At 33.1% G+C, this 25,367-nt stretch carries 24 protein-coding genes; 4 read left to right on the plus strand and 20 right to left on the minus strand.

From position 1 onward, the window contains the following. Nucleotides 1-74: 74 nt before the first annotated feature. The 15 genes from H8R22_RS10290 to mnmE form a co-directional block, all read right to left on the minus strand. A complete protein-coding gene (locus H8R22_RS10290) occupies nt 75-872 on the minus strand; it encodes a sulfite exporter TauE/SafE family protein (protein ID WP_187010294.1) in 798 nt (265 codons plus the stop codon). 743 nt (nt 873-1,615) lie between these two features. Continuing rightward, nucleotides 1,616-2,203, minus strand: coding sequence for a nucleotidyl transferase AbiEii/AbiGii toxin family protein (locus tag H8R22_RS10295; RefSeq protein WP_262891050.1), 588 nt, complete (start codon nt 2,201-2,203; stop codon nt 1,616-1,618). 53 nt (nt 2,204-2,256) lie between these two features. Then, nucleotides 2,257-2,754 (minus strand): helix-turn-helix transcriptional regulator, encoded by a 498-nt coding sequence (locus H8R22_RS10300; protein WP_187010296.1) that lies wholly within the window; start codon nt 2,752-2,754, stop codon nt 2,257-2,259. 192 nt (nt 2,755-2,946) lie between these two features. Then, nucleotides 2,947-3,303 carry a helix-turn-helix domain-containing protein gene (locus H8R22_RS10305; RefSeq protein WP_187010297.1) on the minus strand — a complete coding sequence of 119 codons (357 nt, stop codon included), beginning with the start codon at nt 3,301-3,303 and terminating at the stop codon, nt 2,947-2,949. 48 nt (nt 3,304-3,351) lie between these two features. Then, on the minus strand, nt 3,352-3,795 hold the full coding sequence (locus tag H8R22_RS10310; RefSeq protein ID WP_187010298.1) for a hypothetical protein: 444 nt from the start codon (nt 3,793-3,795) through the stop codon (nt 3,352-3,354). Between the two features lie 3 nt (nt 3,796-3,798). Beyond that, entirely contained in the window at nt 3,799-4,191 is a 393-nt protein-coding gene (locus tag H8R22_RS10315) for a helix-turn-helix domain-containing protein (RefSeq protein ID WP_187010299.1), read from the minus strand. Between the two features lie 6 nt (nt 4,192-4,197). Beyond that, a complete protein-coding gene (locus H8R22_RS10320) occupies nt 4,198-4,722 on the minus strand; it encodes a hypothetical protein (RefSeq protein ID WP_187010300.1) in 525 nt (174 codons plus the stop codon). Between the two features lie 139 nt (nt 4,723-4,861). Continuing rightward, entirely contained in the window at nt 4,862-6,127 is a 1,266-nt protein-coding gene (locus H8R22_RS10325) for a DUF6161 domain-containing protein (protein WP_187010301.1), read from the minus strand. Between the two features lie 14 nt (nt 6,128-6,141). Beyond that, nucleotides 6,142-7,482 carry a restriction endonuclease subunit S gene (locus H8R22_RS10330; RefSeq protein ID WP_187010302.1) on the minus strand — a complete coding sequence of 447 codons (1,341 nt, stop codon included), beginning with the start codon at nt 7,480-7,482 and terminating at the stop codon, nt 6,142-6,144. After that, on the minus strand, nt 7,479-8,915 hold the full coding sequence (locus H8R22_RS10335) for a class I SAM-dependent DNA methyltransferase (protein ID WP_187010303.1): 1,437 nt from the start codon (nt 8,913-8,915) through the stop codon (nt 7,479-7,481). The genes H8R22_RS10330 and H8R22_RS10335 overlap by 4 nt, the downstream gene beginning before the upstream one ends. Before the next feature lie 9 nt (nt 8,916-8,924). Next, nucleotides 8,925-9,956, minus strand: a complete 1,032-nt coding sequence (locus H8R22_RS10340) for a PD-(D/E)XK nuclease family protein (protein ID WP_187010304.1) — start codon at nt 9,954-9,956, stop codon at nt 8,925-8,927. A 13-nt stretch (nt 9,957-9,969) separates the two neighbouring features. Continuing rightward, nucleotides 9,970-10,524, minus strand: a complete 555-nt coding sequence (locus H8R22_RS10345; RefSeq protein ID WP_187010305.1) for a hypothetical protein — start codon at nt 10,522-10,524, stop codon at nt 9,970-9,972. Between the two features lie 2 nt (nt 10,525-10,526). Next, nucleotides 10,527-10,952, minus strand: a complete 426-nt coding sequence (locus H8R22_RS10350) for a hypothetical protein (RefSeq protein ID WP_187010306.1) — start codon at nt 10,950-10,952, stop codon at nt 10,527-10,529. A 2-nt stretch (nt 10,953-10,954) separates the two neighbouring features. Continuing rightward, nucleotides 10,955-13,405 carry an EcoAI/FtnUII family type I restriction enzme subunit R gene (gene hsdR, locus H8R22_RS10355; protein ID WP_394368137.1) on the minus strand — a complete coding sequence of 817 codons (2,451 nt, stop codon included), beginning with the start codon at nt 13,403-13,405 and terminating at the stop codon, nt 10,955-10,957. Between the two features lie 322 nt (nt 13,406-13,727). Then, nucleotides 13,728-15,128, minus strand: a complete 1,401-nt coding sequence (gene mnmE / locus H8R22_RS10360) for a tRNA uridine-5-carboxymethylaminomethyl(34) synthesis GTPase MnmE (RefSeq protein ID WP_187010308.1) — start codon at nt 15,126-15,128, stop codon at nt 13,728-13,730. Nucleotides 15,129-15,416: 288 nt separating this feature from the next. Between mnmE and H8R22_RS10365 the strand changes: the two genes are divergently transcribed. Both H8R22_RS10365 and H8R22_RS10370 read left to right on the plus strand, forming a co-directional pair. After that, on the plus strand, nt 15,417-16,250 hold the full coding sequence (locus H8R22_RS10365; RefSeq protein ID WP_187010309.1) for a universal stress protein: 834 nt from the start codon (nt 15,417-15,419) through the stop codon (nt 16,248-16,250). A gap of 105 nt (nt 16,251-16,355) precedes the next feature. Then, nucleotides 16,356-18,128 (plus strand): MutS-related protein, encoded by a 1,773-nt coding sequence (locus tag H8R22_RS10370; protein WP_187010310.1) that lies wholly within the window; start codon nt 16,356-16,358, stop codon nt 18,126-18,128. A gap of 244 nt (nt 18,129-18,372) precedes the next feature. On the opposite strand, the gene dnaN is transcribed toward H8R22_RS10370, so the two are convergent. From dnaN to H8R22_RS10395, 5 genes are all read right to left on the minus strand, one after another. After that, a complete protein-coding gene (gene dnaN / locus H8R22_RS10375; RefSeq protein ID WP_187010311.1) occupies nt 18,373-19,491 on the minus strand; it encodes a DNA polymerase III subunit beta in 1,119 nt (372 codons plus the stop codon). Between the two features lie 110 nt (nt 19,492-19,601). Further along, nucleotides 19,602-21,287 (minus strand): gliding motility-associated ABC transporter substrate-binding protein GldG, encoded by a 1,686-nt coding sequence (gene gldG / locus H8R22_RS10380; protein ID WP_187010312.1) that lies wholly within the window; start codon nt 21,285-21,287, stop codon nt 19,602-19,604. After that, nucleotides 21,287-22,012 carry a gliding motility-associated ABC transporter permease subunit GldF gene (gene gldF, locus H8R22_RS10385; RefSeq protein ID WP_187010313.1) on the minus strand — a complete coding sequence of 242 codons (726 nt, stop codon included), beginning with the start codon at nt 22,010-22,012 and terminating at the stop codon, nt 21,287-21,289. The genes gldG and gldF overlap by 1 nt, the downstream gene beginning before the upstream one ends. Before the next feature lie 19 nt (nt 22,013-22,031). Further along, nucleotides 22,032-22,328: a putative quinol monooxygenase gene (locus H8R22_RS10390; protein ID WP_187010314.1), complete on the minus strand. Its 297-nt coding sequence runs from the start codon at nt 22,326-22,328 to the stop codon at nt 22,032-22,034. Between the two features lie 54 nt (nt 22,329-22,382). Then, a complete protein-coding gene (locus H8R22_RS10395) occupies nt 22,383-23,219 on the minus strand; it encodes an SAM hydrolase/SAM-dependent halogenase family protein (protein ID WP_187010315.1) in 837 nt (278 codons plus the stop codon). 195 nt (nt 23,220-23,414) lie between these two features. Here H8R22_RS10395 and H8R22_RS10400 point away from each other — a divergent pair, with 195 nt between their 5' ends. Then, a complete protein-coding gene (locus H8R22_RS10400; protein ID WP_187010316.1) occupies nt 23,415-24,365 on the plus strand; it encodes a PhoH family protein in 951 nt (316 codons plus the stop codon). A 100-nt stretch (nt 24,366-24,465) separates the two neighbouring features. Next, nucleotides 24,466-25,281: an SDR family NAD(P)-dependent oxidoreductase gene (locus tag H8R22_RS10405; protein WP_187010317.1), complete on the plus strand. Its 816-nt coding sequence runs from the start codon at nt 24,466-24,468 to the stop codon at nt 25,279-25,281. Nucleotides 25,282-25,367: the final 86 nt, after the last annotated feature.

Raw genomic sequence — 25,367 nt, forward strand, 5'->3', positions numbered from 1 at the left:
TTTGATTTTAAAATAACAATATAAATTTATATAATTTACACCTGTATTCTTGTGACTTATGTCACATAAGGATATTATTTTAGGAATAACTCTTTCGTAATAATATAAATACCCATTACCAAAACGAACCAACCAAAAGCAGGTTTTAATTTTGCACCGTCAATCTTTTTCGATAGTGCAGTACCAATGAAAATTCCAACAATTGCAAAACCAGAAATGGTAAATAGAAACTGCCAATCAATTATACTTTCTCCACCTTCTCCAAAAAAGCCTATTAATGATTTGGCGGCAATGATTACAAGCGATGTTCCCACCGCTTCTTTCATGGGTAATTTACTCAGAATAACTAACGCTGGAATTATTAAAAATCCTCCACCGGCACCAACTAAACCTGTAATAATTCCAACAATTGCACCTTCAATAAGTATTAAAGGATAATTAAATTTTTGTTCTCCGGCTTCTTCTATGGTGATTTTTTTGTCTTTTTTAATCATAGTGTAAGATGCTATAACCATGATTAAAGCAAAAAATAACATTAAAAAAAGATCTTTTGTGAGTGTGAAACTTCCTGTTGAAAAGATTTCTTTAGGTATCGCAGGAACAATATAAGCTCTTGTGCTAAAAACGGCAATTATGGATGGAATACCAAAAACAATGGCTGTTTTTATGTTTACCAACCCTTTTTTAAAATAACCAACAGTTCCTACTGCGCTGGTTAAACCAACAATAAACAAAGAATAAGCTGTTGCTAATACCGGTTCAACTGCAAATAAATAAACTAAAACAGGTACAGTAAGAATAGAACCACCGCCACCTATCAGCCCTAGAGCAACGCCTATTAGAATTGACGCAAAATAACCTATATATTCCATAATTATAAATTTTATACTGCAAATATTGTTTGTTAAAACTTTATAATCTGTAACATTTATCACATAAGGAAATTTATTTTAAAAGTTTGCTAGTACTACGATGCATTTTTAGTATCCTTTGTTGCTCTAGTTTTTTGAATAATCTTGAAATAACTTCAATAGAAGTTTGTAGGTCATTTGTAAATTCTTTATACCACAATTTAAATTATCACAATAACAAGCAACTCTCGGCCCTTTTAAGTAAACATCTAAGCATTCCTCCATTTCTTTAACAGCTATACTGTCAATTACATCACGTACTTCCTTAAATCTACATTGATACATATCAATTACAAATTCATATCCATTATGATGTTGCAACATCTATTTATCCATCAATCGCAATGGCACCATAATTAATTCTTCACTCTCAGCTACCTTTGCTATAATTTGGCTTTTTAAATTTTTTGTTGCACGTACCATTGAAATAGCATAGGTTTGACTTGGCTGTAAATACTACTAATGGAAATAACTATCTGCAAATAAAGCTAAATAAACAGAAAGAAGAATCCCAGTTGAAATGCTGTTTTATGACATTTTAACTGGGATTCTTTGTTTTATTTTATGATGTTTTGTGAAATCTATTTCCCGATACAATATCTAATTTATCAGTATTTGTAAGGCTTTAGTAGGGTAGAGGTGTACAAAAAGAGTACTTAATATAGTAGAATACTCATTTGTAAAGACAGTAAAAGAAATAATAGCTATTTAAATTGGAGAATAATTTCTTCAAAATCCTCCTTTATAAACTCCCAATATTTCCCTTTGCAACAAATAGGATTAAAATCTTCATCAGCTTGTTCAAAGGATGTAAAGTTTTTAATTATTAAATCTTTGTCATGTGAATAAGGATATCTTTGCTTGTGCAAATCTAACATTTGACTAATATCGTAAGACTCAAGTAAATCATGTAAATCCCAAAAGTCTTTTTTTCTTCCCCCTCGTTGTACAACATCTATTTTCATAGCAATAATTTCCTCAATAGTTGCCATTCTAATACCGTCAACTTCAACGTAGTGTTGAATATAAGTGTCTGTGTAATATATATCTAGCTTTACTGTGTTTTCTTTATTTTCTCCAATAAAATAAGATTTTCCCATTGCTGGAATTGTATTCAAAAAGTCTACATATTGAAAGTTTTCTTGTAGATAGTTTTCAATCGAATTAAAATCTAATGCTCCATATTCTGAATCACTGAATAAATCAATGTCAATGGATTCTCTGTGGCCTATTTGTAAACTCAATGCTGTACCGCCTACGAGTCTAAAATTATTAAATACATCGGATTTCATTAATTTTAGTAAGCTATTTTTCAATAAATCGTTTACAGTACTATAATGTAGCATTATGTAGTTTCTTTATTTTTGTAAATAGTGTATGGCTTTCGGATTGTTTGTGCAAGTGCATCTTTAATTCTAACACTTTTATAGAAACGATTAATTTCTTTTTTTTCTATATCATTACCACGTTCAAATATCCGTTTAATAACTGCTACACTTTGTTTTTGCCAGTCAATTTTAGAAATATCGGTATCCCAAAATAAAGATTTTCTTAAAAGAGTTAAGTCTGGAGTATTTTGTTTTGCTTTACTTTTTTCTTCCTTAATATCAAAATAGGTTTGTAGAAGGGCAAGAGATCCTTCTTCTAAACTTAGTTTTTCTTCAATTTTTAAAGCTAGAGCTATATTGAGTTTCCTTCTGCCTTTAGTAATTGCATTTATTGTTTGTGGATGCTCACCAATTGAAAGGGCAAAAGGACGCTGTGAAATCGCTTTTTTGTCAAGTAAGCGTTCCAATATTATCCCAGGGTGTATGCCTTTATATTTTTCGACCAATGTTTTCATACTACAAATGTAAACAATTTTGTTTACACTATTGTAAAGACTATACTAAAATTAGTATTTTGGCAAAATTGATTTAGAAAAAATATTTAAATAGGTATAAAATAAAAAACAACCTATTCTCCGCAAAAATGCGGTGAATAAGTTGTTTATTTGCCGCATTATTAGAGCGTATCTTTATTAATTTCAATTTTTTTACGCACTATGTAAAAAGACTTCTGCTGGAATACCAAAAAAGTTTTTAAGCTTTTGAGCCATCTTTAGGGTGATTTCACGCTTGCCAGATAGTATTGCTGATACGTGTCCTTTACTCCCAATAATAGGTTCTAAATCTTTATTTTTTATACCCATTTCTTCCATTTTTATTTTGATAACTTCTAAGGCATCGAGTTGGGGCATAGGATAGTTTTTATCTTCAAAATCTTTTATCAAAATAAGTAAAACACCTAGTTCGTCATCTTCTGGCGTGTCGGGTTCTGCGTGAAATATTTCCATTGCACGCTTTACGGCTATTTTATGTTCGGCTTCGGTTTTTATTACTTTCCAATTCATAGTATAAAAATTAATTGTTTACCGTTTTTAAAATCTGTAAAGTATGTGTTATCGTTTACTTTTTAATAATTCAGCAGCATTAATAACTGGCAAGATAACTGATTGTAAGTAAGTGTTTTTCCATTGTGAGAACATCATTCCTCTCAATGTAGAAAAGGAAATAGCTAAAAGCGTGGTCACAAAAACACCTTCAAACAAAGGTTTTTCATTGTGAATTTGGTAATGGCTGTTTAGATCTTCTATTTTAAAGAAAAAATCAAATTCATAGTTGCCACCTTGATTTATAGATTTACCATCTATAACCGCAACAACATCAAGGAAAAGTCTAATTTTAACCAATTCTTTTTCTAGATTGTGCATCATGTTATGTGCTACTTTTATGTCATAAGTAGGTTTTACATTTAATTTTTCATCCAGTAGAGAAGTATCTTCTTTTACTGTTTTGATCTTTGTTAAATGAATTTTGGATGGTATTATTTGCGTATTGTCCATTACTTAAGATACTTTTTTATCCAAACTGCTTTCAGTTACAAATACTTCTGAGTTTTCAAAAGCGGTTTCTTCTAAATCATCTTCTTGGTTTACATAGACTTTTAAGTACACAAATTCTTTTTGTGGTTCAATGTGAATAATATCATCGCCCAGAACGGTTTCTATTTTAGTAATTGTTTTTGTGGTAAAAGTATGGGTACCCGTGAGCCATTTACTAATTTCAGATGGTTTTTTGTCTAACATGCGTGCTAGATCCGCAGGTTTTAAACCACGCTCTTTTAGCATTTCATGAATTTTATGGGCTATGACAAGATTTTTTTCTACTAATCGTGCTATTTCAGGACTTCCATTATCGGTGAGCCAAGTGTTAATTATATTGTTTTCTGGGAATTTCATAATTTCTTAGAATTGTAGCATAAAATCATCCTCACAAGTAGTGGTCGTTAAATCATCGTTCCAAAGGATTTCTTTATTTGCAAAAGCACTGTCAATGGCTTTTGTAAGTTGATTAGCTAGTTTAAAATGTTTCTTTACATTCGGGCAATCTTGCGCTTTTTTGGCAGTTTTGATATCTCCGTTGAATAAAAATACTACTGATTCATTTGCTCGTAAACAATACAGCCGAATGTTATTTGCTTTTTTTATACCTAATTCTGCATATTGAGGTTTTCTTTCTACTACTTTGGGAGGCAGTGCAGATGCGTCTGCAGTTTCTCCTTCGGGTCTAAACAAATGGGTTTGTGCACCGTATTTATTTCCAATAATTTTGATCCACTCTAAAACATGATTTAATTTTTCTTTGTTTGCTACAGTGTGATATCCCATAAACTCCTCAAATAGCGAAATTGGATTATCCCCTATACAAATAGAATAATAAGAAACCTTATCGTATTGTGCTATCGGTTTTATATGTGCAAAAGTATTCACTTATAAGTAGTTTTCCAAATTATTATTCACTTTTAAGTTAATATTAATATTAACTTATTTCACTATTAATTTTCTGTTACTGTAACACCTCTCTCAAAACCTGTTGTAACTCTTTTTTGGTAGTTTTAATTAGATTGCTTTATCGTCCTCCCGCAAACTTCTCAATTATACTTGTGGGCATCGTGGGTGATGAATCATCTTTTAATAATCCTGTATCAGCACGACTAAAAAGAGATTGCAAAATCAACTGTCGTTCTTCGGGCTCTATTGTTGTGTCTTTTTTTAATGCTAAATAAAAATGAGTTAATTGTTCTCTTTCTTCTGCATCTCTTGATAAATGAAAAGAACTAAAAGTCATTTTAGATAATATTTTTATGGTGAAAGCTAAAAGTGAAACAATTGTAATCAAAATAATTGACCATTTGATTCCTTTTATTCTGTCATTAAAAGCAGTTTCGTAGAAATCAGTACCTAATGTCATCAATAGAATAAATAATAGAATTGCTGCAATAACTGACGTTTTAATTAGCCAATTTAAATATTTATCGCCTTCCGATTTTAATAATATAGCACGATCTTTCCAGTATTTAGCAGGCGCTTCTAAACGAAGTTTTTCTCTATATAAGTCTTCGTTGTTCTTTATTGAATCACTTGAATTTTTAAAAAAGCTATCAAAACCTACTTGAACAGTGGTAAACCAATCATCAAAATTTTTGTTTTTTTCTTGTTTCAGGGCATCAACTGTTTCAAAATGACTAGTTAAGTTTTCTTTTGCATCAGAGAGATTTCCGTTCAATTGTTTCTCTGCTTCAACAATATAGTTGTTGTACTTTTCTCTTATCTGACGTAAACTTATCTTTTCATTATTTCTTCTCTGTAAGATTTCAGATTCATTTTGGTTTTTAAATTCATAAGCAAATAATACACCTGTAAAGTATCCTATTCCTTTATTAAAGTTAATAGTAACACCAGTAATAAAATCTATAGCTCCTTGTGTATGATTTATATTTTTGGTGTTTACTTTCAACAGAAAATCAGTTTCTGGAGAATCAATTAAAAAAACATAATATTCATTTTGAAATCTTGGATTTTGAATCACACTTATTAATTGACTCCATTGATAATCAAATTGACTTACGTTGTTTTCTTTGAAATACTCTATTAAACCAGTTATTCTTGATTTAAGAGTTTCAAAGTGTCTTTTTGAATGTGCTAAATACTCCGGAATGTTTTCAATATGATTCCAACCAATAACTTGATCGTAAATAAACTTATAAATGGATTGAATTCCGTCTAATTCAAGTTTCGATTCTAAATGTGGATAATTTAAAACGATCTTTAAATTATTCAATTTATCCTTAATCGGACTATCGTTTATTAATTTTCTAAAATTCGTAATATCCATATTTAGTACTTTTATTATTTCTTCTTTTCTCCCTGCAACGCCTCTCTCAAAACCTGTTGCAACAACATTTCATTATATCCTTGACTTTCCTTAATGCTTTGCTCTAAACCATCACAAAAAGCCATTAATTCTTCTAGCTTGGATACGATTTGTTCTTGTTCGTGGAGTGGTGGGAGTGGGATAATAAATTGTTCTAAATTATATTTTGGCAACCCTTCCCTTCCTGCACCAGTCGTTGAACTAAATATTAACTTTTGAAAATAAGGAGACAATACAAGTTTGTGTAAAAATATATTATCTGACAATAAAGGTCTTATTATACAAACGTGTTGACTAACGTTTCCTTCTTCAAAATCAGTAGGCACTAAAGCACATCTACCCATCGAACCACCAGTTATATTCAATAAAATATCATCAGCTAACACAATTGTTCCATTCATTTGTTTTTGAACTTCATCAGAAACAAATTTTATATCATTATAGACTAAACCGTTGTCATGGATATTTTGTGATCGAAAAAAAGGTTTTCCTTTTTCTGCATAGTTACTTCCTTTTGGAGTACTTCCAGAACCTACTTTAGTACAAATTTCCCCCAATTTACACCAAGCCCAATGTTCTGGAATTTCAAAAGGAATTTCTTCTGCGGAAATAGCTGGTAACGGTTTTTCTTTTTTGAGTTTTTTCTCGGCAATGAGTTGTGCTTTTTCGGCTTTTATTTTTGCTAGAAGTTGTTGCCCTGTTTGTTGCGTTTCGACTCCGCTTGACCTGACAGCCGTAGCTAACTTTCCTTGCATCGCTTCACGCAAAAAGGATTGACGTAATTGTTTGATTAGATCTAGTTGATGGGTGAGTTCTGATGTTAACACGCCAGAAGAAATCTTTTGAAGTTTTATCTTTTCAATTTGAATCAATTGCTCTTCAACTGTAGGTAGCATTATTTCATAATTCAAAAAGAAAGATTCGTTCAAGTATTTTCTATGAGTTATACCTGCACTAGCTCTTTCACATAAATCATAAAAATCTGGGGAATTGGTAAATTGATTAAACCATTCAATATTCAGTTTGCTGAAATCTACGTTATAAGCCCAAAAATTCCCTGTAATTATTGCATTATCAACTTCATTTGGAGCAATACCAAATGCCCCATACCGAGCATCAATTTTGGAAACAATAAACTGTCCAGCTTTAAGAATAAATTGTTTTTTTGTACCAATTTTCAAACCAATTGCAGTGTCTCTTAACGAAACACCATTGTGATTAATTCTAATTGTTACACGATTATATTCTTCATTATCTATAATGTCTACGGGAAATTTACTTCTTTTTAAAAAATCACCAATTTTAGTTAACTTCATTTTATCGCTTTTTTTAATTGGTTCAATAAAGTATTGCTTTTATCAAAGGAGTTATGCAATAAATCCATCAGTTCACTGCTGTTGTATTCGTGGGCTTCCTCTGCTTTGGTTGGGTTTTTTATATCAAGGTCGTAGTTGCGGTCTATGATGGTTTGTATATCTACTTTCCAAGCAATATCAGATTCCTTGCGGTCTTTCCACCATGTTTTTATAGGGTCAAATTCCTTGGCTTGAATGGGTCTGGTTTTGTTGTAGGCTTTTTGTCCTTCTGGTAATTTGTGTTCGTAATACCACACTTCTTTAGTAGGCGTGCCTTTGGTAAAAAATAATAAATTGGTCGCTACCGTGGCATACGGCTGGAACACGGAGTTAGGCAAGCGTATAATGGTGTGCAGGTTGCAATCTTCTAAGAGTTTTTGACGCACGCGTTGTTTTACACCATCGCCCGTGAGCGAACCGTCAGGCAATACAATACCAGCACGACCTTTGTCTTTTAATAAATGGATCATTAAAATCAAGAACAAGTCGGCACTTTCTTTGGTTCTAAAGTTTTGCGGGAAGTTGGTTTCGTTACCATTAGCCACAATTCCGCCAAAAGGCGGGTTGGCCAAAATAGCATGTACACGATCTTTTTCGGTATAACTGCTTAAGGGTTGGTCTAATGAATCGCGATAGGTAATATTAGGCACTTCAATATCATGTAGAATCAAATTGGTAGTAGCCAATAAATAGGGCAACGGTTTGTATTCCCAACCAATTATATTTTTGGCAATGCTTTGGCGTTCTTCAATGCTGTTGGCTTGTTGTTTTAAATGTTCGATAGCAGTAGTCAAGTAACCACCCGTTCCACAAGAAGGATCTAATATTTTTTCGCCCAGTTGTGGGTTGATCATATTAGTAATAAACGATGTAATGGCACGAGGGGTATAGAACTCTCCACTATTTCCTGCACTTTGCAAGCCTTTCAGGATGCTTTCGTACAATTCACCAAAAGCCTGACGGTCTTTGGCAATGTTAAAGTCCATTTCGTTCAGCTTGTTCAACACCTTACGAATGTTGATACCGCTTTTCATGTAATTGTTGTTTCCTTCAAAAACCTCACGTACGATAAGCGCGCGACGGTTGCCTGTGCTCACATCAATGTTACGCAAGGCAGGAAACAATTGGCGATCTACAAACTCCAGTAGTTCATCGCCTGTCATTCCTTCATCATCACCCGCCCAATTGTCTTTTTGGTTTACCCAATGAAACAAATCAGGAATAGGAGATACATAATTATCGTCGAGTAATTCTAGTTCTTTGTCTTTATCGGAGAATATTTTAAGGAAAAGCATCCAACCAAGTTGTTCTATTCGTTGTGCATCACCGTTTAGACCATTGTCTTGACGCATGATGTTTTGTATGCTTTTGAGTATGCTTGATATGTTTGACATTATGTTTGTTTATTTTTTTATTTGAATTAAAAGATTGTAGATTTCTCTCGATAATTCTTCTTGATTTATTTCGTAAAAATTGATGTTTCTATTTAATAATTCGTAACCTCTTATCGATTTAGGGAATTTATTATTTTTAATCAAATCCAGTTGATTTAAATTATCATAAGTATCAATATTTTTTCTCACGAAAAGGTCCACGTTTACTGATTGATACTGTATCGTTACATCAACCGAAATAGTAATAACGTCAAAACTGAAATCAAAAACAATGGTGTTTTTTTCATATATCCACTTTTCAACATTTGGTAGTTCAAGGTTGATGCTATCGCTTATCTGACCCACCAATATTTTTAATTGAGTATCTAAAATATTTTTTTGTTGATTGATTGCAACAATAGCATCGTCATTACTGATGATAAAATCAAACATTTCTTTATTAGTATCTTCCATTTTATAGTGGTTTTCGATTGTTTTAATGAAGTCTAAGAGGTAAGTAACATATTGATTATTTGCATTGACGGCATAACTTCCTAAATTTTGTTTTAATCTCTTAAAAAATGCTTCATAAGTAATACTTACAAAGGATCCCGTAGTGACTTCTTTTTTGATAGATAATACTATGAAAATCTTATTGTTACATTGTGAGAAATTGCTAACTATAGTTTGTTCATAGATTCCTAAGTCATTGTTTAACCAATGAAAGATTTTGTTTTCTATGGCAACAACTACATCTTCTCCTTCAATTACCAAATCTATTCTTTTATTATCTAGAGTGCAATATTCCCTATGACAATTTTTGGTAACAATCGGTGGGTAATTCTCGAATTGAAAAGAGGTACACTCTAATAATGATTTTAAAACTAAATCGTTTAATTTATGTGATTGTGTAGTATCAAAATAGAAGTTTAAAATGTTGCTGCACACATTCTCAAAATGCGGATATCTTGAAATCTCCATAAATGTGGGTAATCTTTCCTCTATCTTATGAATTCTATTGAAATCAGAAATTAATTTTACAAACGGGGTAGTATCGCTCATTATTTTATTTTTGTTAATGTCCACTTCGACCTAAAAATGGTTGGTGTTCTAGGTGTAAGGCCGTTTCTAAAAGTTCTAATAAATCATTTGTATTGTGATTCTTTGCAGTGTTAAAGTCAACTTGCGTGTAATATAAATCAATTTTCATTGTTTTTAGTTTATCGGTCCAACTCGAAAATTGTAAAGAATAAGTTGAATGAGAATAACCTCCCAAATGCTGCTTAAGTCTTGTTTTGAAATTACCAGTTGACTTACCCAAGTATAATATGTTTTTTCCCTGAGGTGTATTTACCTTGGGTAATTTAGGGTTGCTTTTATCTGCCTTTAGTATTGATATCGCAGAACATAATTCGGCTCCATTTTTAACATCTCCCCAATCCCTTATAACAAATAAATAAAGAACATTTTTTAATTCGAATACAGATAAATCAGTAGTATTAATTTCTTTAAGATTAATTTCTTGTTTTTTAAACTCTAAGTTTTGCTCGCCTAAAAGTGTAATTATATCTAGCTGCTCTATAGTTTTTTTTCTATAATTAACTATGTTGTTTTTTAAATCGATTGTCATAGTTAATTATTGTTTTTACTATTTCTTTTTAAAGCATTTTTTATTTTACCGCACTGTTCTTCATCAAAACGATTCATTAGATCAAATGGATCAGTTTCTACTGATGTCCATTTCCCCTTGTAATATTTAAAAGAATAGGTGAAAGCGTCGTAAAAATTGGGTCTGTTATTAATAACAATTTCTAATTGGTCTTTTGGTTTAAATTCAATTGGCATATCAAATGCATCCGGTTCATTTAATCGTTTTAGTAAAACGGCTTGATTCTCAACAAAATTCAAATCCGACATAGATGTTGGCATCATTGGTAAACCCATACAAATCTCCCTTTTTTCATTTGCGTAGCGATGCAATATCCAATAATGTTTTAGCTTTTCAACAGTGTCATTTGCACAACTACAAAATTGTATTTTATTTGATATTATGCACATAATTAAGCCTGTTTGTATAATTCGTTTTCTAATTCTTTGATTGCTTCTAGGTACTTTGTTCTATTCCCAAATATACCATTCACAATTTCAGAAATAGAACCAAAAGTATCAAAAGGTTTTACCCTCAACACATCCATACTTTCAATGTTTTCTATCCCTTCATCGGCATATTTATCTAACAATGTTTCCAGCACTTTTCTGGCTTGGTCGCCGTATTTGGTAAAATAATTACGTTTCTTCACATTTTCTGCTCTGTCTTTTCGAGATAATGGCGGTTGATCATACGCCACATGACAAATCAAATCAAACAAATCTACAGGCTTGTCTACGGCTGCATAAAGTGCTTCGACCATAACGCCTTGTTCTTCTAATTCTTTGATAATCGCTTCTTTTTTATCGGCTTTATTCCAAGTGATTAAGAAATCATCCAGTGAAGCGTACTTGCCATTTATAATTCCTTTTGTATGGTCTTGCAGGCTAATTGTGATTGGTTTTCCGTTTGAATCAAAAAACAATTCTCTGCTTATTAATACCGAAACATCTACACCGTTGATGTACTGCTTAGGTCTCTTTTTGTATTCGGGATTAGGTTCGTTTACAGGTGTTCTAATTTCAGGTTTTTCAATTACAATTTCTTCTCCTGTTACAACGTCAATTATTGGAGTTTCCTCTTTATATTCTTCATCGATTATCGTTGTTAAATCGGTTTCTTCGGTTATTGGTTTCACACGTAAAGGATCACCATCAAACGCTGGGTCGGCAAAATTATCAGTTGCGTTTCTAAAATCCAAAATGGTAAAATAGAGTTTGTCAAACTCTTCATTTATTCTCGTTCCTCGTCCTACAATTTGCTTGAACTTGGTCATGGAATTTATATTAGCGTCTAATACAATTAATTTGCAAGTCTGTGCATCAACTCCAGTAGTCATTAACTCAGAAGTAGTAGCAATAACGGGGTATTTTTCTTCGGGATTGATAAAGTTGTCTAATTCCCGTTTTCCTTCGTCATTATCACCTGTAATTTGCATTACGTATTTGTGATTTTCAGAAACCAAGTCGGCATTGTGTTTAGCAATTGCATTTCGCATTCTTTCAGCATGATCAATATCCACACAAAAAATGATGGTTTTGGCATAGCGATCTAGTCCTTTGAGGTATTCGGTTACTTTTTGAGCAATAATATCTGTACGCTCGTCGATAACTAATTTTTTATCAAAATCTTTACGATTGTAGATGCGATCTTCAATTTCGTTTCCTTCCTTATCGGTTTTGCCTTGTTGCGGTCTGTAGCCTTCTGTATCTACGTTTAGCGCCACACGAATTACTTTGTATGGTGCCAAAAATCCATCATCTATTCCTTGTTTTAAAGAATAGGTATAAACAGGCTCTCCAAAATATTCGGTATTGCTAGTTTCCTTAGTCTCTCTTGGTGTTGCCGTCAAACCAATATGAGTTGCTTGATTGAAATAGGTTAAGATTTCTCTCCAAGCACTATCCTCATTGGCGCTTCCACGGTGGCACTCGTCAATGATAATTAGGTCAAAAAAGTCAGGAGAAAAATCTTTGTAGGCGTCTTCAATCCCTGGTTCGTTATTGGTTAAGCCTTGATATAATCCTAGGAATACTTCATATGCCTTGTCAGCAGTATCAATTCCTCTTTTTTTAGTACTTACCAGTTCGTCTTTTCCTTGTCCATTAGTAGTGACCTTCTTTTTTATAATGGTCATTTTATCTCTAAAATGCTTGAAATCTCCTTTACGAGTTTGATCCACAAGTGCTGTTCTATCTGCTAGAAAAAGAATCCTTTTTTTAGTTCTCGATTTCCACAAACGATAAATGATTTGAAAAGCCGTATATGTTTTACCTGTACCCGTTGCCATCACAAGAATGATTCTGTTTTGTCCATTAGAAATGGCTTCAACGGTTCTGTTTACAGCAATTTGCTGATAGTAACGAGGTTTTCGACCTGAACCATCAGAAAAGTATTTTTGTAGAGCTACTTTTTCGCCAGTAGGCGTAGCAATATTTTTATATTTTTTATATTTCTCCCATAAAGCTTCAGGGGACGGAAATTCATCTAGGGCAAGTTCTGTTTCAATAGTAGCATCATTTACGGTTCTATCGTGAAATAAAAAACCGTCTCCATTGCTACTAAAAACGCAAGGAATATCTAATGTTGTTGCATAACCTAATGCTTGTTGAATACCAGATCGAATAGAATGTTTATTGTCTTTGGCTTCAATTACTGCAACAGGATTGTCTTGATAATAAAGAATATAATCAGCTCGTTTACGATCTCCTCTAGCAGTAAGTTTCCCTCTTACATAGATTTTACCATCGGTAAAGAAGACCTCCTCTAGGACTTGCTTGTCAATATCCCAACCTGCATTTTTTAAAGCAGGGGTAATAAATTTGGTACAGATGTCTCGTTCAGAGAGTGATTTTTTATTGATCATAGCTGTAAAACTAAGCGTTATTTTTTGCTAAGATAAATAAAAAGGAAAGTAAAATAGTACGGAAAACCGTAACAGATCTAAAAAAAAACTTTAGGTCTAAAGATAATTATAACCTAAATAGACTCCCTGTCAAGGATAGCAACGAAAAGCCCGCAAGGGAGGAAGCCCATTATAAAACAAAACCCGAAACAGCGACCAGAGGGAGCTCGTTTCAGGTTTATAGTTTTATGGGCTGCATACCGCGGACTTGTAGTGGATAGCCTGCCCGGACAGCCAACTTATTTTATTAAAAATTTTACTTATTTAACGAACTATTGTTTTACTTCCCGATACAGAAATTAGCAAAAATATTACCTAGCAATTCATCGTTAGTAACCTGCCCAGTAATCATCCCGAAATGGTATAAGGCCTCGCGAATGTCTAGTGCCATAAGGTCGCTAGAGAGGTTGGTTTCTAGTCCGTATTTGACTTTGGTAACCTCATCTAATGCTTTTAATAAAGAGTCATAATGCCTTGTATTAGTTACAATTGTTTCATTGTTACGTAATGCACCTGTGTTTACAAATGAAAGTAATTGGTTCTTAAGTTCGTCAACACCAATCTTTTGTTTTGCGCTCAGAAAAATTAGTTTAATATTTAGGCTTGCCAGCTCTTGTCGAATGTTTGTAATTTCATTTTCTGAAAGTAAATCTAATTTATTGATAACAACAACTAGCGGTTTCAAAGGAAATTGATTTTTGATTTTTTCTATTTCGAGAATGTATTCTGAACTTTGAACTTTAAACTTTAAACTATCAAACAGATATAAAACGACTTGTGCTTGTTCGATTTTTTCGAATGTTTTTTTGATTCCGATGCTTTCTACAACATCCACGGTTTCACGAATACCAGCCGTATCGATGAAACGGAAACCGATTCCGCCAATAACTAATTCATCTTCGATGGTGTCACGAGTAGTTCCAGCGATTTCAGAAACGATAGCGCGTTCCTCGTTTAGTAAAGCGTTCAAAAGTGTTGATTTACCCACATTTGGTTCTCCTACAATGGCTACAGGGATTCCATTTTTGATAACGTTTCCTACAGCGAAAGAGTCGATTAAGCGTTTCAAGACAAATTCGATTCGGTTTAAGAGTTCGTGAAACTGCGTTCTATCGGCAAATTCTACATCTTCCTCGGCAAAATCTAATTCGAGTTCGATTAGCGAAGCGAAATTCAATAGCTCTTCACGCAATTTGGCAATTTCATTAGAGAAACCACCACGCATTTGCTGCATTGCTATTTGGTGACTAGCTTCATTATCTGACGAAATTAAATCGGCAACGGCTTCGGCTTGCGAAAGGTCTAGTTTTCCGTTTAGAAAAGCGCGCAACGTGAATTCTCCAGGATCAGCCATACGGCAACCTTTGCGAAGTAGCAATTGAATAATTTGTTGCTGAATGTATGTAGAACCGTGACAAGAGATTTCGATGGTGTTTTCACCGGTGTAGGAGTTAGGTCCTTTGAAAATGGAAACCAGTACTTCATCTAAAGTTTTACTGCCATCAACAATATGACCTAAGTGTAAGGTGTGTGTTTTTTGTTGGAGTAAATCTTTGTCTTTGATGGATTTGAAAACCGAATTTCCAATAGTAATAGCTTCTTGTCCTGAGATTCTTATGATGGCGATAGCTCCAGCTCCTGATGGAGTTGCTAGTGCTACTATGGCGTCGTTGTTTAGCATTATTTAGTGTATTGACTGCAAAGGTACTAAAACAATAGAAGCGATGAAAAGGATTTAAGTTGATTGTTTATTGGGTTAGATTAGGGAGTAGAGCGTTATGCCAAGGTAGATGATTATTAGCTAATAGCAGCTAGAAGAAAGAGTTGCTAGCAGCAAAGAGCGGAACTCTTTTTTTGAGGTAGGTAGAGCCATTAAATTCTTAAAAATAATGTAAGTTACTGATCTTTATCATAATATTAATGTAACTTTAGTGTTACTTTTGATTTACTAACCACTAAAACTGATAAGATGAAACGTATTCTTTTTCCAACTGATTTTTCTGAAACAGCTACTAATGCTTTTTTGCATGCCTTAGAATTTGCAAAAGTGGTAAACGGAGAGCTGATTTTATTGCATACCTTTGAACTTCCTATTTTAGATACGCAGTTTTTTCCGCAGAATTATATGGAAATTTATGAGTCTTTGGAACTTTCAAAATTTGAGATGTTTAAAGAGGAAATACCTAAATTACGTGGCATTGCGCTTGAACATAATTTACATCATATAAAAATGACGCACCGCCTTATGGATGGCGAATTATTATATAATATAGATAAGGCTGTTAAGGATGATAAAATAGATTATGTGGTAATGGGAACAGAAGGAGCTTCGAGCTGGTCTGCTTTTTTTATTGGGACTAATGCAGGAAGTGTTTTAGTTGATATAGAAGTACCTACTTATTGCATTCCTAACGGAGCTAAATTCAAAAAAATTAAAACAATAGGTTTTACTACTCGTTTTAGAGACAAAGATAAAAAAGCACTTAAAAATGTATTGAAACTAGCTAATAAAGCCAACGCTCAGGTGCAATGCTTGTACGTTAAAACCGCTGATTCTGATGTGTCTAAAGAAACGATCAAGGAATGGGAAAATGAATTTGAAGAAGAAGGAGTTGTATTTTGGGTAATGCTAAGTGATGATGTTAAAGAATCTATTGCCGACTTTATCTTGAATAGAGATATCGATGTTTTGACGATGCTTACCTACAAAAGAAGTTTTTTTGAAGGAATATTCAATCCTAGTTTTACTAAAAAATTAGCTCAAAATCTTAGTATTCCTATTCTAGCTATGCCTATTCGATAAAATATTTAATTAGATACTTTATATTGGTATTAGCGAGAGATTAGGGGTACTTTAAGTAGTTAATTCAGTAGCTACACTTATATTTGTATCTCATTTATACTAGCTATGAAAATATACTCCGATAAGATTGCTCAGTTTACCGTTGCCTTAAGTGCGATAAATAAAAAATACAATACCATAAGTGTCATTAGGCTTATTGTAATAGTGTTATTGTTTATCTCGATCTATTTTTACATCGAGAAACAAACACCAGCTATTTTAGTAATGGCTATTGCCTTTTTTGTGGTTTTCCTTTTTTTAATGCGACTTCATTCTAAATTAGTATTTGACAAAAGCATAACTAAAGCACTTATAGCTATCAACGAGGACGAGCGTTTATTTATTGAAAATAAAGGTTTACCATTTGAAAACGGACAAGAGTTTAACGACTTTCACCATCCGTATGCTTATGATCTAGATATTTTTGGATCACATTCCCTTTTCCAAAATATAAATAGAACAGCGACTTATATTGGCAAAAAGACCTTGGCTAAAAGAGTACTAACGTTAGCTCCAAATGATGAAATAATTCAAAATCAAGAAGGGATAAAAGAGCTTACTACTAAAATAGACTGGCGTCAAGATTTTATGGCTTTCGCCAAAGTAAGCCAGGATAGCAAAGCAAGTTACGAATCATTACTACGATGGAGTACTTTTGAAAGTACGGGCCTATCTCCCTTAATTATTGTTTGCTCTTATTTATTTCCAGCGCTTTTCATAGGAAGTGCAGCAGGGTATTTTATAAGTTCCAATTCTATTTTCGTTTCTTTCATGTCTTATTTGTTTATTATCAATTTGGCGATATTAGGAAAGTATTTTAAACGTATTCAAATAGAAATTGCAAGTTCAGATAATATTGATAAAATACTGAAACAATACAGTAAATTACTAGAAAAGGTAGAAGAGGAGCATTTCATAGCACCAAAATTAATAGCCTTACAACAAAAACTAAAGTTTAAAGAACAAAATGCAAGTGTTCACCTTAAAACAATTGCTGAATTGTTTTCTAAAATGGACAGCATTAATAATTTAATTACTGCTTCGCTCTTTAACGGGTCTGTTTTGTATAACCTTCACGCTTTAAAAGATTTATTAAAGTGGAAAAAGGAGCATGCAAGTGCATTAGAAGATTGGCTAACTGTTATAGGCGAATTTGAAATGTTGAATAGTTTAGCTAATTTATCCTATAATAATCCTGAATTTGTATTTCCAGTTTTGAATACAGATTTCAAAATAAGTTTTGACAATCTGAGTCATCCTTTACTTAATGCTACTACAAGGGTAGGGAACGAGGTACAATTTTATCCTGAGTCTTTTATGATTCTTACAGGCTCAAATATGTCAGGTAAAAGTACTTTTTTACGTAGTTTGGGCATCAATATGGTTTTGTCAGGAACTGGCTCTGTCGTTTGTGCTAGTGCAGCTAACGTTCATCCGTTGCCTGTTTTAGTGTCTATGCGATTATCAGATTCCTTGTCGGATAGTGAGTCTTATTTCTTTGCCGAGATCAAACGCTTAAAGCAAATTATGGATGAGCTAGCAGTGCAGCCTGCATTTGTATTGTTAGATGAGATTTTACGAGGAACTAACTCAGATGATAAGCGAAATGGTACGATCGAAGTAGTCAAAAAAGTAATAGCACAGAAAGCTATTGGCGCAATTGCAACCCATGACATCGAGGTTTGTTTAACTACTAATGCGTATCCCGCTATTCTAACCAATAAATGTTTTGAAGTCGAAATAGTGAACGATGATTTGTATTTTGACTACAAATTGCGAGATGGCATTTGTAAAAACAAAAGTGCTACTTTTTTGATGACTAAAATGGGTGTCATTTAATTGGAATTTTGTTTTGCTAATACAGATTACTAAATAGTTATGATTGATACATTGGCTAAATAAAACTAGATTTCTGATAGGCTATTGTAGTCGACCTTTGATAAACAAAAAAAACCGTCTAGTGTAAAACAAGACGGTTTTTTTAAATATAAAAATGGTTTGGTTAATAGCGGAAGTGTTTTACAATGATACCTATTATAATTCAATAATCAAAAAACTATTTTAACAAAAAGGTAATTTTTTGTTAACTATTAAGCATTACTGGCATCACTAGCATTGTTACCGTTTCACCTTCTTCTAATCCATCTACTGGTGTTAAAATTCCAGCGCGATTAGGCAATGACATCTCTAACATAATCATATCTGATTGTAGGTTAGTCAACATTTCAGTTAAAAAACGAGAGTTATAACCAATTTGCATATCATCTCCTTGATAATCACAAGTCAATCTTTCTTCTGCTTTGTTTGAATAATCAATATCTTCTGCTGAAACATTCAATTCAGCACCAGCAATTTTTAAACGAATTTGGTGCGTTGTTTTGTTTGAGAAAATAGCAACACGACGAACAGAGCTCAAAAATTGAGAACGATCAATCATTAATTTGTTTGGATTCTCTTTTGGGATAACCGCTTCGTAGTTTGGATATTTCCCATCTATTAAACGACACATTAAAATATAATTGTCAAAAGAAAAGGTTGCGTTTGAATCGTTATACTCGATTTTAACTTCGGCATCAGAAGTAGCAAGAATACTCTTCAAGATCGTTAAAGGCTTTTTAGGCATAATAAAATCAGCTACCTGAGAAGCGGTAACATCGGTACGTGCATATTTTACAAGCTTGTGCGCATCAGTAGCTACAAAGGTTAAACCCTCTGGAGAAAATTGAAAAAACACACCTGACATTACAGGACGCAAATCGTCATTACCTGCAGCAAAAATTGTTTTGCTTATAGCAGTTGCTAGTACATCAGCAGGTACTAAAGTAACCGATGGCTCCTCTAAATTAACAGCTTTAGGGAATTCTTCACCTGGAGCGTACGCTAGCGCATATTTTCCAGAATTTGAACTTATTTCAATCGTACTATTTTCCTCAACTGTAAAGGTTAGGGGTTGTTCTGGAAAAGTTTTAAGGATTTCCAAAAGTAACTTTGCAGGAACAGCAACACTACCTTTGCTAGTAGAATCGATTGCAAGAGTTGCAGACATCGTTGTCTCTAAATCGGATGCAGAAACGGTTAACTCGTTATGGTCCAATTCAAATAAGAAGTTATCTAAAATTGGTAAAGTATTACTACTATTAATGACACTACCTAAAACTTGCAATTGTTTTAATAAGTAAGAACTCGATACTATAAATTTCATCTGTTTTATTTTATTTTTTGGGTATCTATTTTAGTTTTATTTTCTAAAAGACAATACATTTTACAAATATATCGTAAACTACGCTACTATTTTAAATTTTTTATTAACATCTATCGGGTATATCTTCTTTTTCTAAAGAAGGTAAATAGGAAACCAAAAACAGTTAAAACTAGAATTGGTAGTCCGATAGTTAGGATCTGTGTAAAGGTATAGTTCTCGTACACTTTTTCCTTGTCTAAAAGTGGTACATCCAGATCTTTAGAGCGAATGTTGATAAGTCCGGTGTCGTCTAGCAAGTAATTAACGCAGTTTAATAAGAAATCCTTATTGTCGTACAATGTTCCTGATCGTTGATCATAACCTAGTTCAACAGGTTGAAAATCTTTGTCAACTTGATTCTTAATCACGTCTCCGTCAGAAATTACAATCATTTTGTTTAGAACTCCTGCCGTACTATATTTTTTTTGCTCAAAGGCTAATACTCTGTTTTCAAACATGGATTTGAAGTTTCCTTCTAATAAAACAGCTGTAGGAATATTGCCTGTATTGATATAATGGTTTGGACTTGTTTCTTCCGTTACGATATTCAAATTGACTTCAACGGGTGTTCCTACTTTTTTTGAATATTTAGACGATTGCAGTAAAATTGTTTTCTTAATACCGTTTTTTAATGTGTCGATAGGATTAGCAAAATCGAACTTGATACCACCTAAATTTTTGACTATTGGATGCGTGCTTTCTGGATATATTTGAGGTGCAAATTTCCAGTTGAATTCTTGGTATTGAGTCGCGCTGCCTTGTTCACCACTAGCTAATTTAATAGGACTGCCTTTTTCGTCTTTTATGATGTCAGGGTTAATGCGGAAACCATACTTAAAAAACATATCATTAAGATTCAGATCTCTAGGAAAAGCTAATGTAGCGCCACTTGCATTGTACAAGCTATCCATTTCTACAGCCACTTGATCTACTAGCCACATGGTTTTCCCTCCATTCATTATGTACTGGTCTAATACTTGTTTTTCGGCTTCAGAGAAACCTTCGGTAGGTTTAGCAATAATTGCCAAATCATAATTTTTTAATGCATTTAAACTTCCTTCGGGATCTTTAGCAACTGAGTCTAAAGTGAATGGACCTAGGTGATAGCTCTCTCTTACCTGTAATAAAAATTTTGCTATATAGATGTCTTTAAGTTCGCCATTTCCTTTAATAATGGCAACCGTTTTTTGTTTTTCCTTTGTTATTTTATTTAGAGCATCAGCAATAGAATATTCGAGATGCTGTATAGATCCTATCACTTTATCAGTTGTAGATGCACCCATTATGTTTTTTAGTAACGGTATTGTAACTTCTTTGTTATCGTACACGGCAATAGCCCAAGGAAAAACCATAGCTTGTGACTGCTTTCCTTTATCGTCAACAGTAATATTTATAGGCGTCATTCCTTTCATGTATAACGCTTTTACATTGTCTGTGCTGTGTTCCTCATCTTCTAAAGGATCAACAAATTCAAAAGCAATATCAGAATTGTAGGCTTGAAACTCTTCTAGTAATTGTCGCGTTTCTTGCTGTAAACGTTTAAATTCTGGTGGTAAATCTCCTTGCATATAAATTTTTACAGCAAGAGGCTCTTTTATTTGTTTGATTATTGCCAATGAAGTAGGGGATAGTGTGTATCTTTTATCCTTAGTAAGATCAAAACGATAGAAAAGAGAATTTCCAATAGCGTTTACCAATAATAAGACGGCAACAACTATTAAAATATTTTTTAAATTATTATTTTTAGTAGGCACCATTACAATTTAAAGGTTTTAAGTTTATAAACAGTAAGCGAAAGGAATAATACAGCTATACTTATAAAGTAAATAAGGTCTCTTGTATCAAGCACTCCTCGTCCCATACTTTTAAAATGATTTTGCATTCCAAGAGCACTAATAGGCATAGATAGGGATGGAACAATAGCTGATAAGCCTTCAAACCCAAAATAGAAAATAAAACAAATAAATACAGATAGTATGAAGGCTACGATTTGGTTTTCTGATAGTGTGGAAGTAAAAATACCAATGGCAGAATAAGCAGCAATTAAAAATAAAAGTCCAAAATAAGATCCTATAGTGCTACCCATGTCAATGTTACCTTCGGGTGCTCCCAGACTTGAAATTACATAAACGTAGATAAGAGTAGGAATGATTGCTAGCACAATTAGTAGCATAGCACCAAAAAATTTACCATTGACTATTTCCCAAATACTTAAGGGTTTAGTAAGAAGTAATTCAAGAGTTCCTTGCTTTTTTTCATCTGAGAAACTTCGCATGGTAACGGCAGGAATTAAGAACAATAGGATCCAAGGTGCCAATGTGAAAAAGGGCGACAAGTCAGCAAAACCTGAATTTAGAATATTATAATCTCCTTCAAAAACCCAAAGGAATAAGCCATTAATAATCAAAAAAATGGCGATGACTAAATAACCAATAGGTGAACCAAAAAAAGATTTGATTTCTCGTAAAATGATTGCTTTCATTTAAAATTTGTTTGATTTGTTAAGCTAAAGAAGCTAATTTGTCCACGCTCCAAGCCTCGGGCTTATCATTAAATAATTTTTTAGTAAACGACCATACCTCATTAAAGAAATCAGAAGTTCTATAATTCTCTAAATCTTGTTCGGTTTCCCAATAGCTGTACGTAAAGAAAATATTTTTATCGTTTTTGTCTTGGTACAATTCAAGTAATCGATTTCCCGGAGCAGCACGAATACGATCTTTGACAACTTCAAAATTCTCTAAGAATGCGGGTATGTTTTCTTCGTGAAAACTTAATTTTACTATTCGTATAAACATATTTAATTCTATCTATGGTTTAGTTCATTACCAGTAATGATTATTAGGTACTGCTTATTCTTTGTTTTTGAATTCTATCGTAACCTGATCGCTATAATTCAGGCCAAGTAAGCTACTTGCTGAACCTACCTTAGAAGGATTGCTTCTAAAAATAGCTATTTCGAGAAATCCAGCTTCATTAAAAATAGCTAATTTTTCGCCCTCATAATTCTTTATAGGGTACTTTTCAGCTATGGCAATAGCAGAATAGTTGGGTAAAATTGTTTTGATGTTTTTTGTTCGCATTAAGATTTCATAGGGTCTTCCCTTTGCGACTTCTAGAAACTGATTTTTAGAGATATTGGTTACCGCATTACCAAAATGATCAATGTATACCACATGTCCTTTGAGCATATTATTATCCCCGGATGCAGCCGCTTTCAGCTCTGTGATTTCTTTGATATTTTGTATTTCTTTACCTATTACATTTAGTAAACCTCCTTTTGCTAAATGGCAGGCTACTTTTACAAAAACATCTAGTCCTGACGCATCAGTTGGTAAGCGGTCATGAATATTGATCGAAACTACTTTTTGAGGAACAATCTTTTGTGAAAGCATGCTCAAAATACCATTGTCTGCGGCAATAAAATAGGAGTCATTCCATTGCATGGCAATGTGTTGATTCTCTTTATTTAATTCCATGTCTACCCCAATTAAGTGTACGGTTCCCTTGGGAAAACTCGCATAAGCTGCACTAATTATATAACTAGCTTCGACCGTATTAAAGGGATCGATATGATGAGAAAGATCAATAATTGTCGCGTCTGAATATTCAGATAGGATTTTCCCCTTCAACGCACCTACAAAGTGATCTTTCAAGCCATAATCGGTGGTGAGGGTAATTATTGACATAATTTTGTTTATAACTATTGGTGTTATCTAAAACTAATTTTTCTTAAATTTGAGAAATGCAAAGCTAATAATAGTAAATTCAAAAAAGCAAAAAAGCAAAAACAAATTCGATTTAAAAAGTAAAATAACCAAATTAAAAAATTCCAGATTTTTTAGATTTATTGATTCATTAATTTTAATATAAAACTACAACTTTTGAACGAAAGAATTATCGAGCTCATAGACATCGCGCCAAAAGAGTTTTGGGGTGCTCAAGACACTCATCTTGAAATGATTAAAAAATATTATCCAAAATTAAAAATAGTTGCCAGAGGGACAACTTTAAAAGCTTTTGGAGAAAAAGAAATTTTAGACGAGTTCGAAAAACGTTTTCAAAGATTAATGCTTCATTTTACACGTTACAATAACATTGATAATAATGTGATTGAGCGTGTTATATTAGGAGATGTGCAAGACGACAAGAGAAATACGCCTAATGATAAAATTTTAGTACACGGTGTAGGTGGGAAGATTATTAAAGCCATGACTCCTAATCAACAATTATTAGTCGATACTATTAATAAGAACGATATGGTTTTTGCAGTAGGTCCTGCAGGAACAGGTAAAACTTACACGGGAGTAGCTATGGCTGTTAAAGCTTTAAAAGAGAAACAGGTAAAGCGTATTATTTTAACTAGGCCCGCTGTCGAGGCAGGAGAGAATTTAGGTTTTCTTCCCGGAGATATGAAGGAAAAATTAGATCCGTACATGCAGCCTCTATACGATGCATTGCGTGACATGTTACCTAACGAAAAGTTAGAGGATTATATTTTAAAAGGAATCATTCAAATCGCTCCTTTGGCATTTATGCGTGGTAGAACATTAGATAATGCATTTGTTATTTTAGATGAAGCGCAGAACACCACACATTCACAAATGAAAATGTTTTTGACCCGTATGGGGAAAAGTGCTAAATTTATGGTCACGGGAGATCCAGGACAAGTCGATTTACCACGTAGAACAATTTCAGGCCTAAAAGAAGCGTTATTAGTTTTGAAGGATGTGGAGGGTATAGGCATTATTTATCTCGATGATAAAGATATTGTTCGTCACCGATTAGTGAAAAAAGTAATTGATGCATACAAACAAATCGAAAATCAAGATTAATAATGTTGAATTTAAAACAAGCACGTAAATAATCAAAATTATGCGACCCCATATGGGGTCGTATTTATTACATATAATAATCAAAATTAAACTAAAAGTATTGAAGAATGTAGTTATAACAGGTGCTTCAGGTGGAATAGGTAAAGAGCTAGCTATTCATTTTGCAAAAAATAATTGGAATGTAATTGCTACCATGATTTGCTTAGAACAAGGAAAAGAACTTAAAGAGATTGAGAATATAAAATGTTTCGAATTAGATGTTACCTCTACTAAAAGTATAACTGATGCCAAAAATAAAATTATGGATCAGTACAAATCAATCGATTTGGTTGTAAACAATGCAGGTGTAGGCTATCGTAGCTTTGTAGAACTATCAGAAGATGAGGAGATTGATAAAATCGTTAATGTAAATTGGTTGGGAGTTGTAAAAATGTGCAGGGCTTTTATTCCTGTATTTCGATTGCAAAAAAGAGGACATTTTATCAATATTTCATCGATTGCAGGTCTCGTCAATTTGCCTTTAGGCAGTTTTTATCACGCTACCAAGCATGGTGTAGAAAGCTTTTCTGAGTGTATGGCTTACGAATTACTGGATTTTAATATTAGTGTATCAACTGTTCAATTTGGAAACACACCGTCTAATTTTCAAACAAACGTAACTAGATCAGAAAAATCTACGATCGCTTCTTACAATAAATTAATGGAAACAATTAATGAGGTTGTGGAGAGAAAAACAAAGAAAAATACAGATTTGAAACCAACAATTGTTGAAGAAATATTAAAAATAGCCGAAAACCCCGCAAAGAATTTCAAGCGCTATACCATAGGTTTCGATGCGAACTGTCTGAGTTTTTTAAGAGAAAGGGTAGGTTACCGTTTATTTGGACGAATGATAAGAAGGTCAGTATTTAAGTAAGTATCTCATTAATAAAATATTAGATTTTGCAATTTCTTTGCTTTCTGCGAAGAATTAAAATAAATTTGAGGAAATAAATAAAAGTA

This window comes from Flavobacterium kayseriense, from assembly GCF_014305095.1.
In the GTDB taxonomy this organism is placed as follows: Bacteria; Bacteroidota; Bacteroidia; order Flavobacteriales; family Flavobacteriaceae; genus Flavobacterium; species Flavobacterium kayseriense.

Excerpts from the sequence above, each read along its gene's own strand:
- H8R22_RS10290 (WP_187010294.1), bottom strand. The coding sequence starts at position 872 with ATGGAATATATAGGTTATTTTGCGTCAATTCTAATAGGCGTTGCTCTA.
- H8R22_RS10295 (WP_262891050.1), bottom strand. The coding sequence starts at position 2,203 with ATGAAATCCGATGTATTTAATAATTTTAGACTCGTAGGCGGTACAGCA.
- H8R22_RS10300 (WP_187010296.1), bottom strand. The coding sequence starts at position 2,754 with ATGAAAACATTGGTCGAAAAATATAAAGGCATACACCCTGGGATAATA.
- H8R22_RS10305 (WP_187010297.1), bottom strand. The coding sequence starts at position 3,303 with ATGAATTGGAAAGTAATAAAAACCGAAGCCGAACATAAAATAGCCGTA.
- H8R22_RS10310 (WP_187010298.1), bottom strand. The coding sequence starts at position 3,795 with ATGGACAATACGCAAATAATACCATCCAAAATTCATTTAACAAAGATC.
- H8R22_RS10315 (WP_187010299.1), bottom strand. The coding sequence starts at position 4,191 with ATGAAATTCCCAGAAAACAATATAATTAACACTTGGCTCACCGATAAT.
- H8R22_RS10325 (WP_187010301.1), bottom strand. The coding sequence starts at position 6,127 with ATGGATATTACGAATTTTAGAAAATTAATAAACGATAGTCCGATTAAG.
- H8R22_RS10330 (WP_187010302.1), bottom strand. The coding sequence starts at position 7,482 with ATGAAGTTAACTAAAATTGGTGATTTTTTAAAAAGAAGTAAATTTCCC.
- H8R22_RS10335 (WP_187010303.1), bottom strand. The coding sequence starts at position 8,915 with ATGTCAAACATATCAAGCATACTCAAAAGCATACAAAACATCATGCGT.
- H8R22_RS10340 (WP_187010304.1), bottom strand. The coding sequence starts at position 9,956 with ATGAGCGATACTACCCCGTTTGTAAAATTAATTTCTGATTTCAATAGA.
- H8R22_RS10345 (WP_187010305.1), bottom strand. The coding sequence starts at position 10,524 with ATGACAATCGATTTAAAAAACAACATAGTTAATTATAGAAAAAAAACT.
- H8R22_RS10350 (WP_187010306.1), bottom strand. The coding sequence starts at position 10,952 with ATGTGCATAATATCAAATAAAATACAATTTTGTAGTTGTGCAAATGAC.
- mnmE (WP_187010308.1), bottom strand. The coding sequence starts at position 15,128 with ATGCTAAACAACGACGCCATAGTAGCACTAGCAACTCCATCAGGAGCT.
- H8R22_RS10365 (WP_187010309.1), top strand. The coding sequence starts at position 15,417 with ATGAAACGTATTCTTTTTCCAACTGATTTTTCTGAAACAGCTACTAAT.
- H8R22_RS10370 (WP_187010310.1), top strand. The coding sequence starts at position 16,356 with ATGAAAATATACTCCGATAAGATTGCTCAGTTTACCGTTGCCTTAAGT.
- dnaN (WP_187010311.1), bottom strand. The coding sequence starts at position 19,491 with ATGAAATTTATAGTATCGAGTTCTTACTTATTAAAACAATTGCAAGTT.
- gldG (WP_187010312.1), bottom strand. The coding sequence starts at position 21,287 with ATGGTGCCTACTAAAAATAATAATTTAAAAAATATTTTAATAGTTGTT.
- gldF (WP_187010313.1), bottom strand. The coding sequence starts at position 22,012 with ATGAAAGCAATCATTTTACGAGAAATCAAATCTTTTTTTGGTTCACCT.
- H8R22_RS10390 (WP_187010314.1), bottom strand. The coding sequence starts at position 22,328 with ATGTTTATACGAATAGTAAAATTAAGTTTTCACGAAGAAAACATACCC.
- H8R22_RS10395 (WP_187010315.1), bottom strand. The coding sequence starts at position 23,219 with ATGTCAATAATTACCCTCACCACCGATTATGGCTTGAAAGATCACTTT.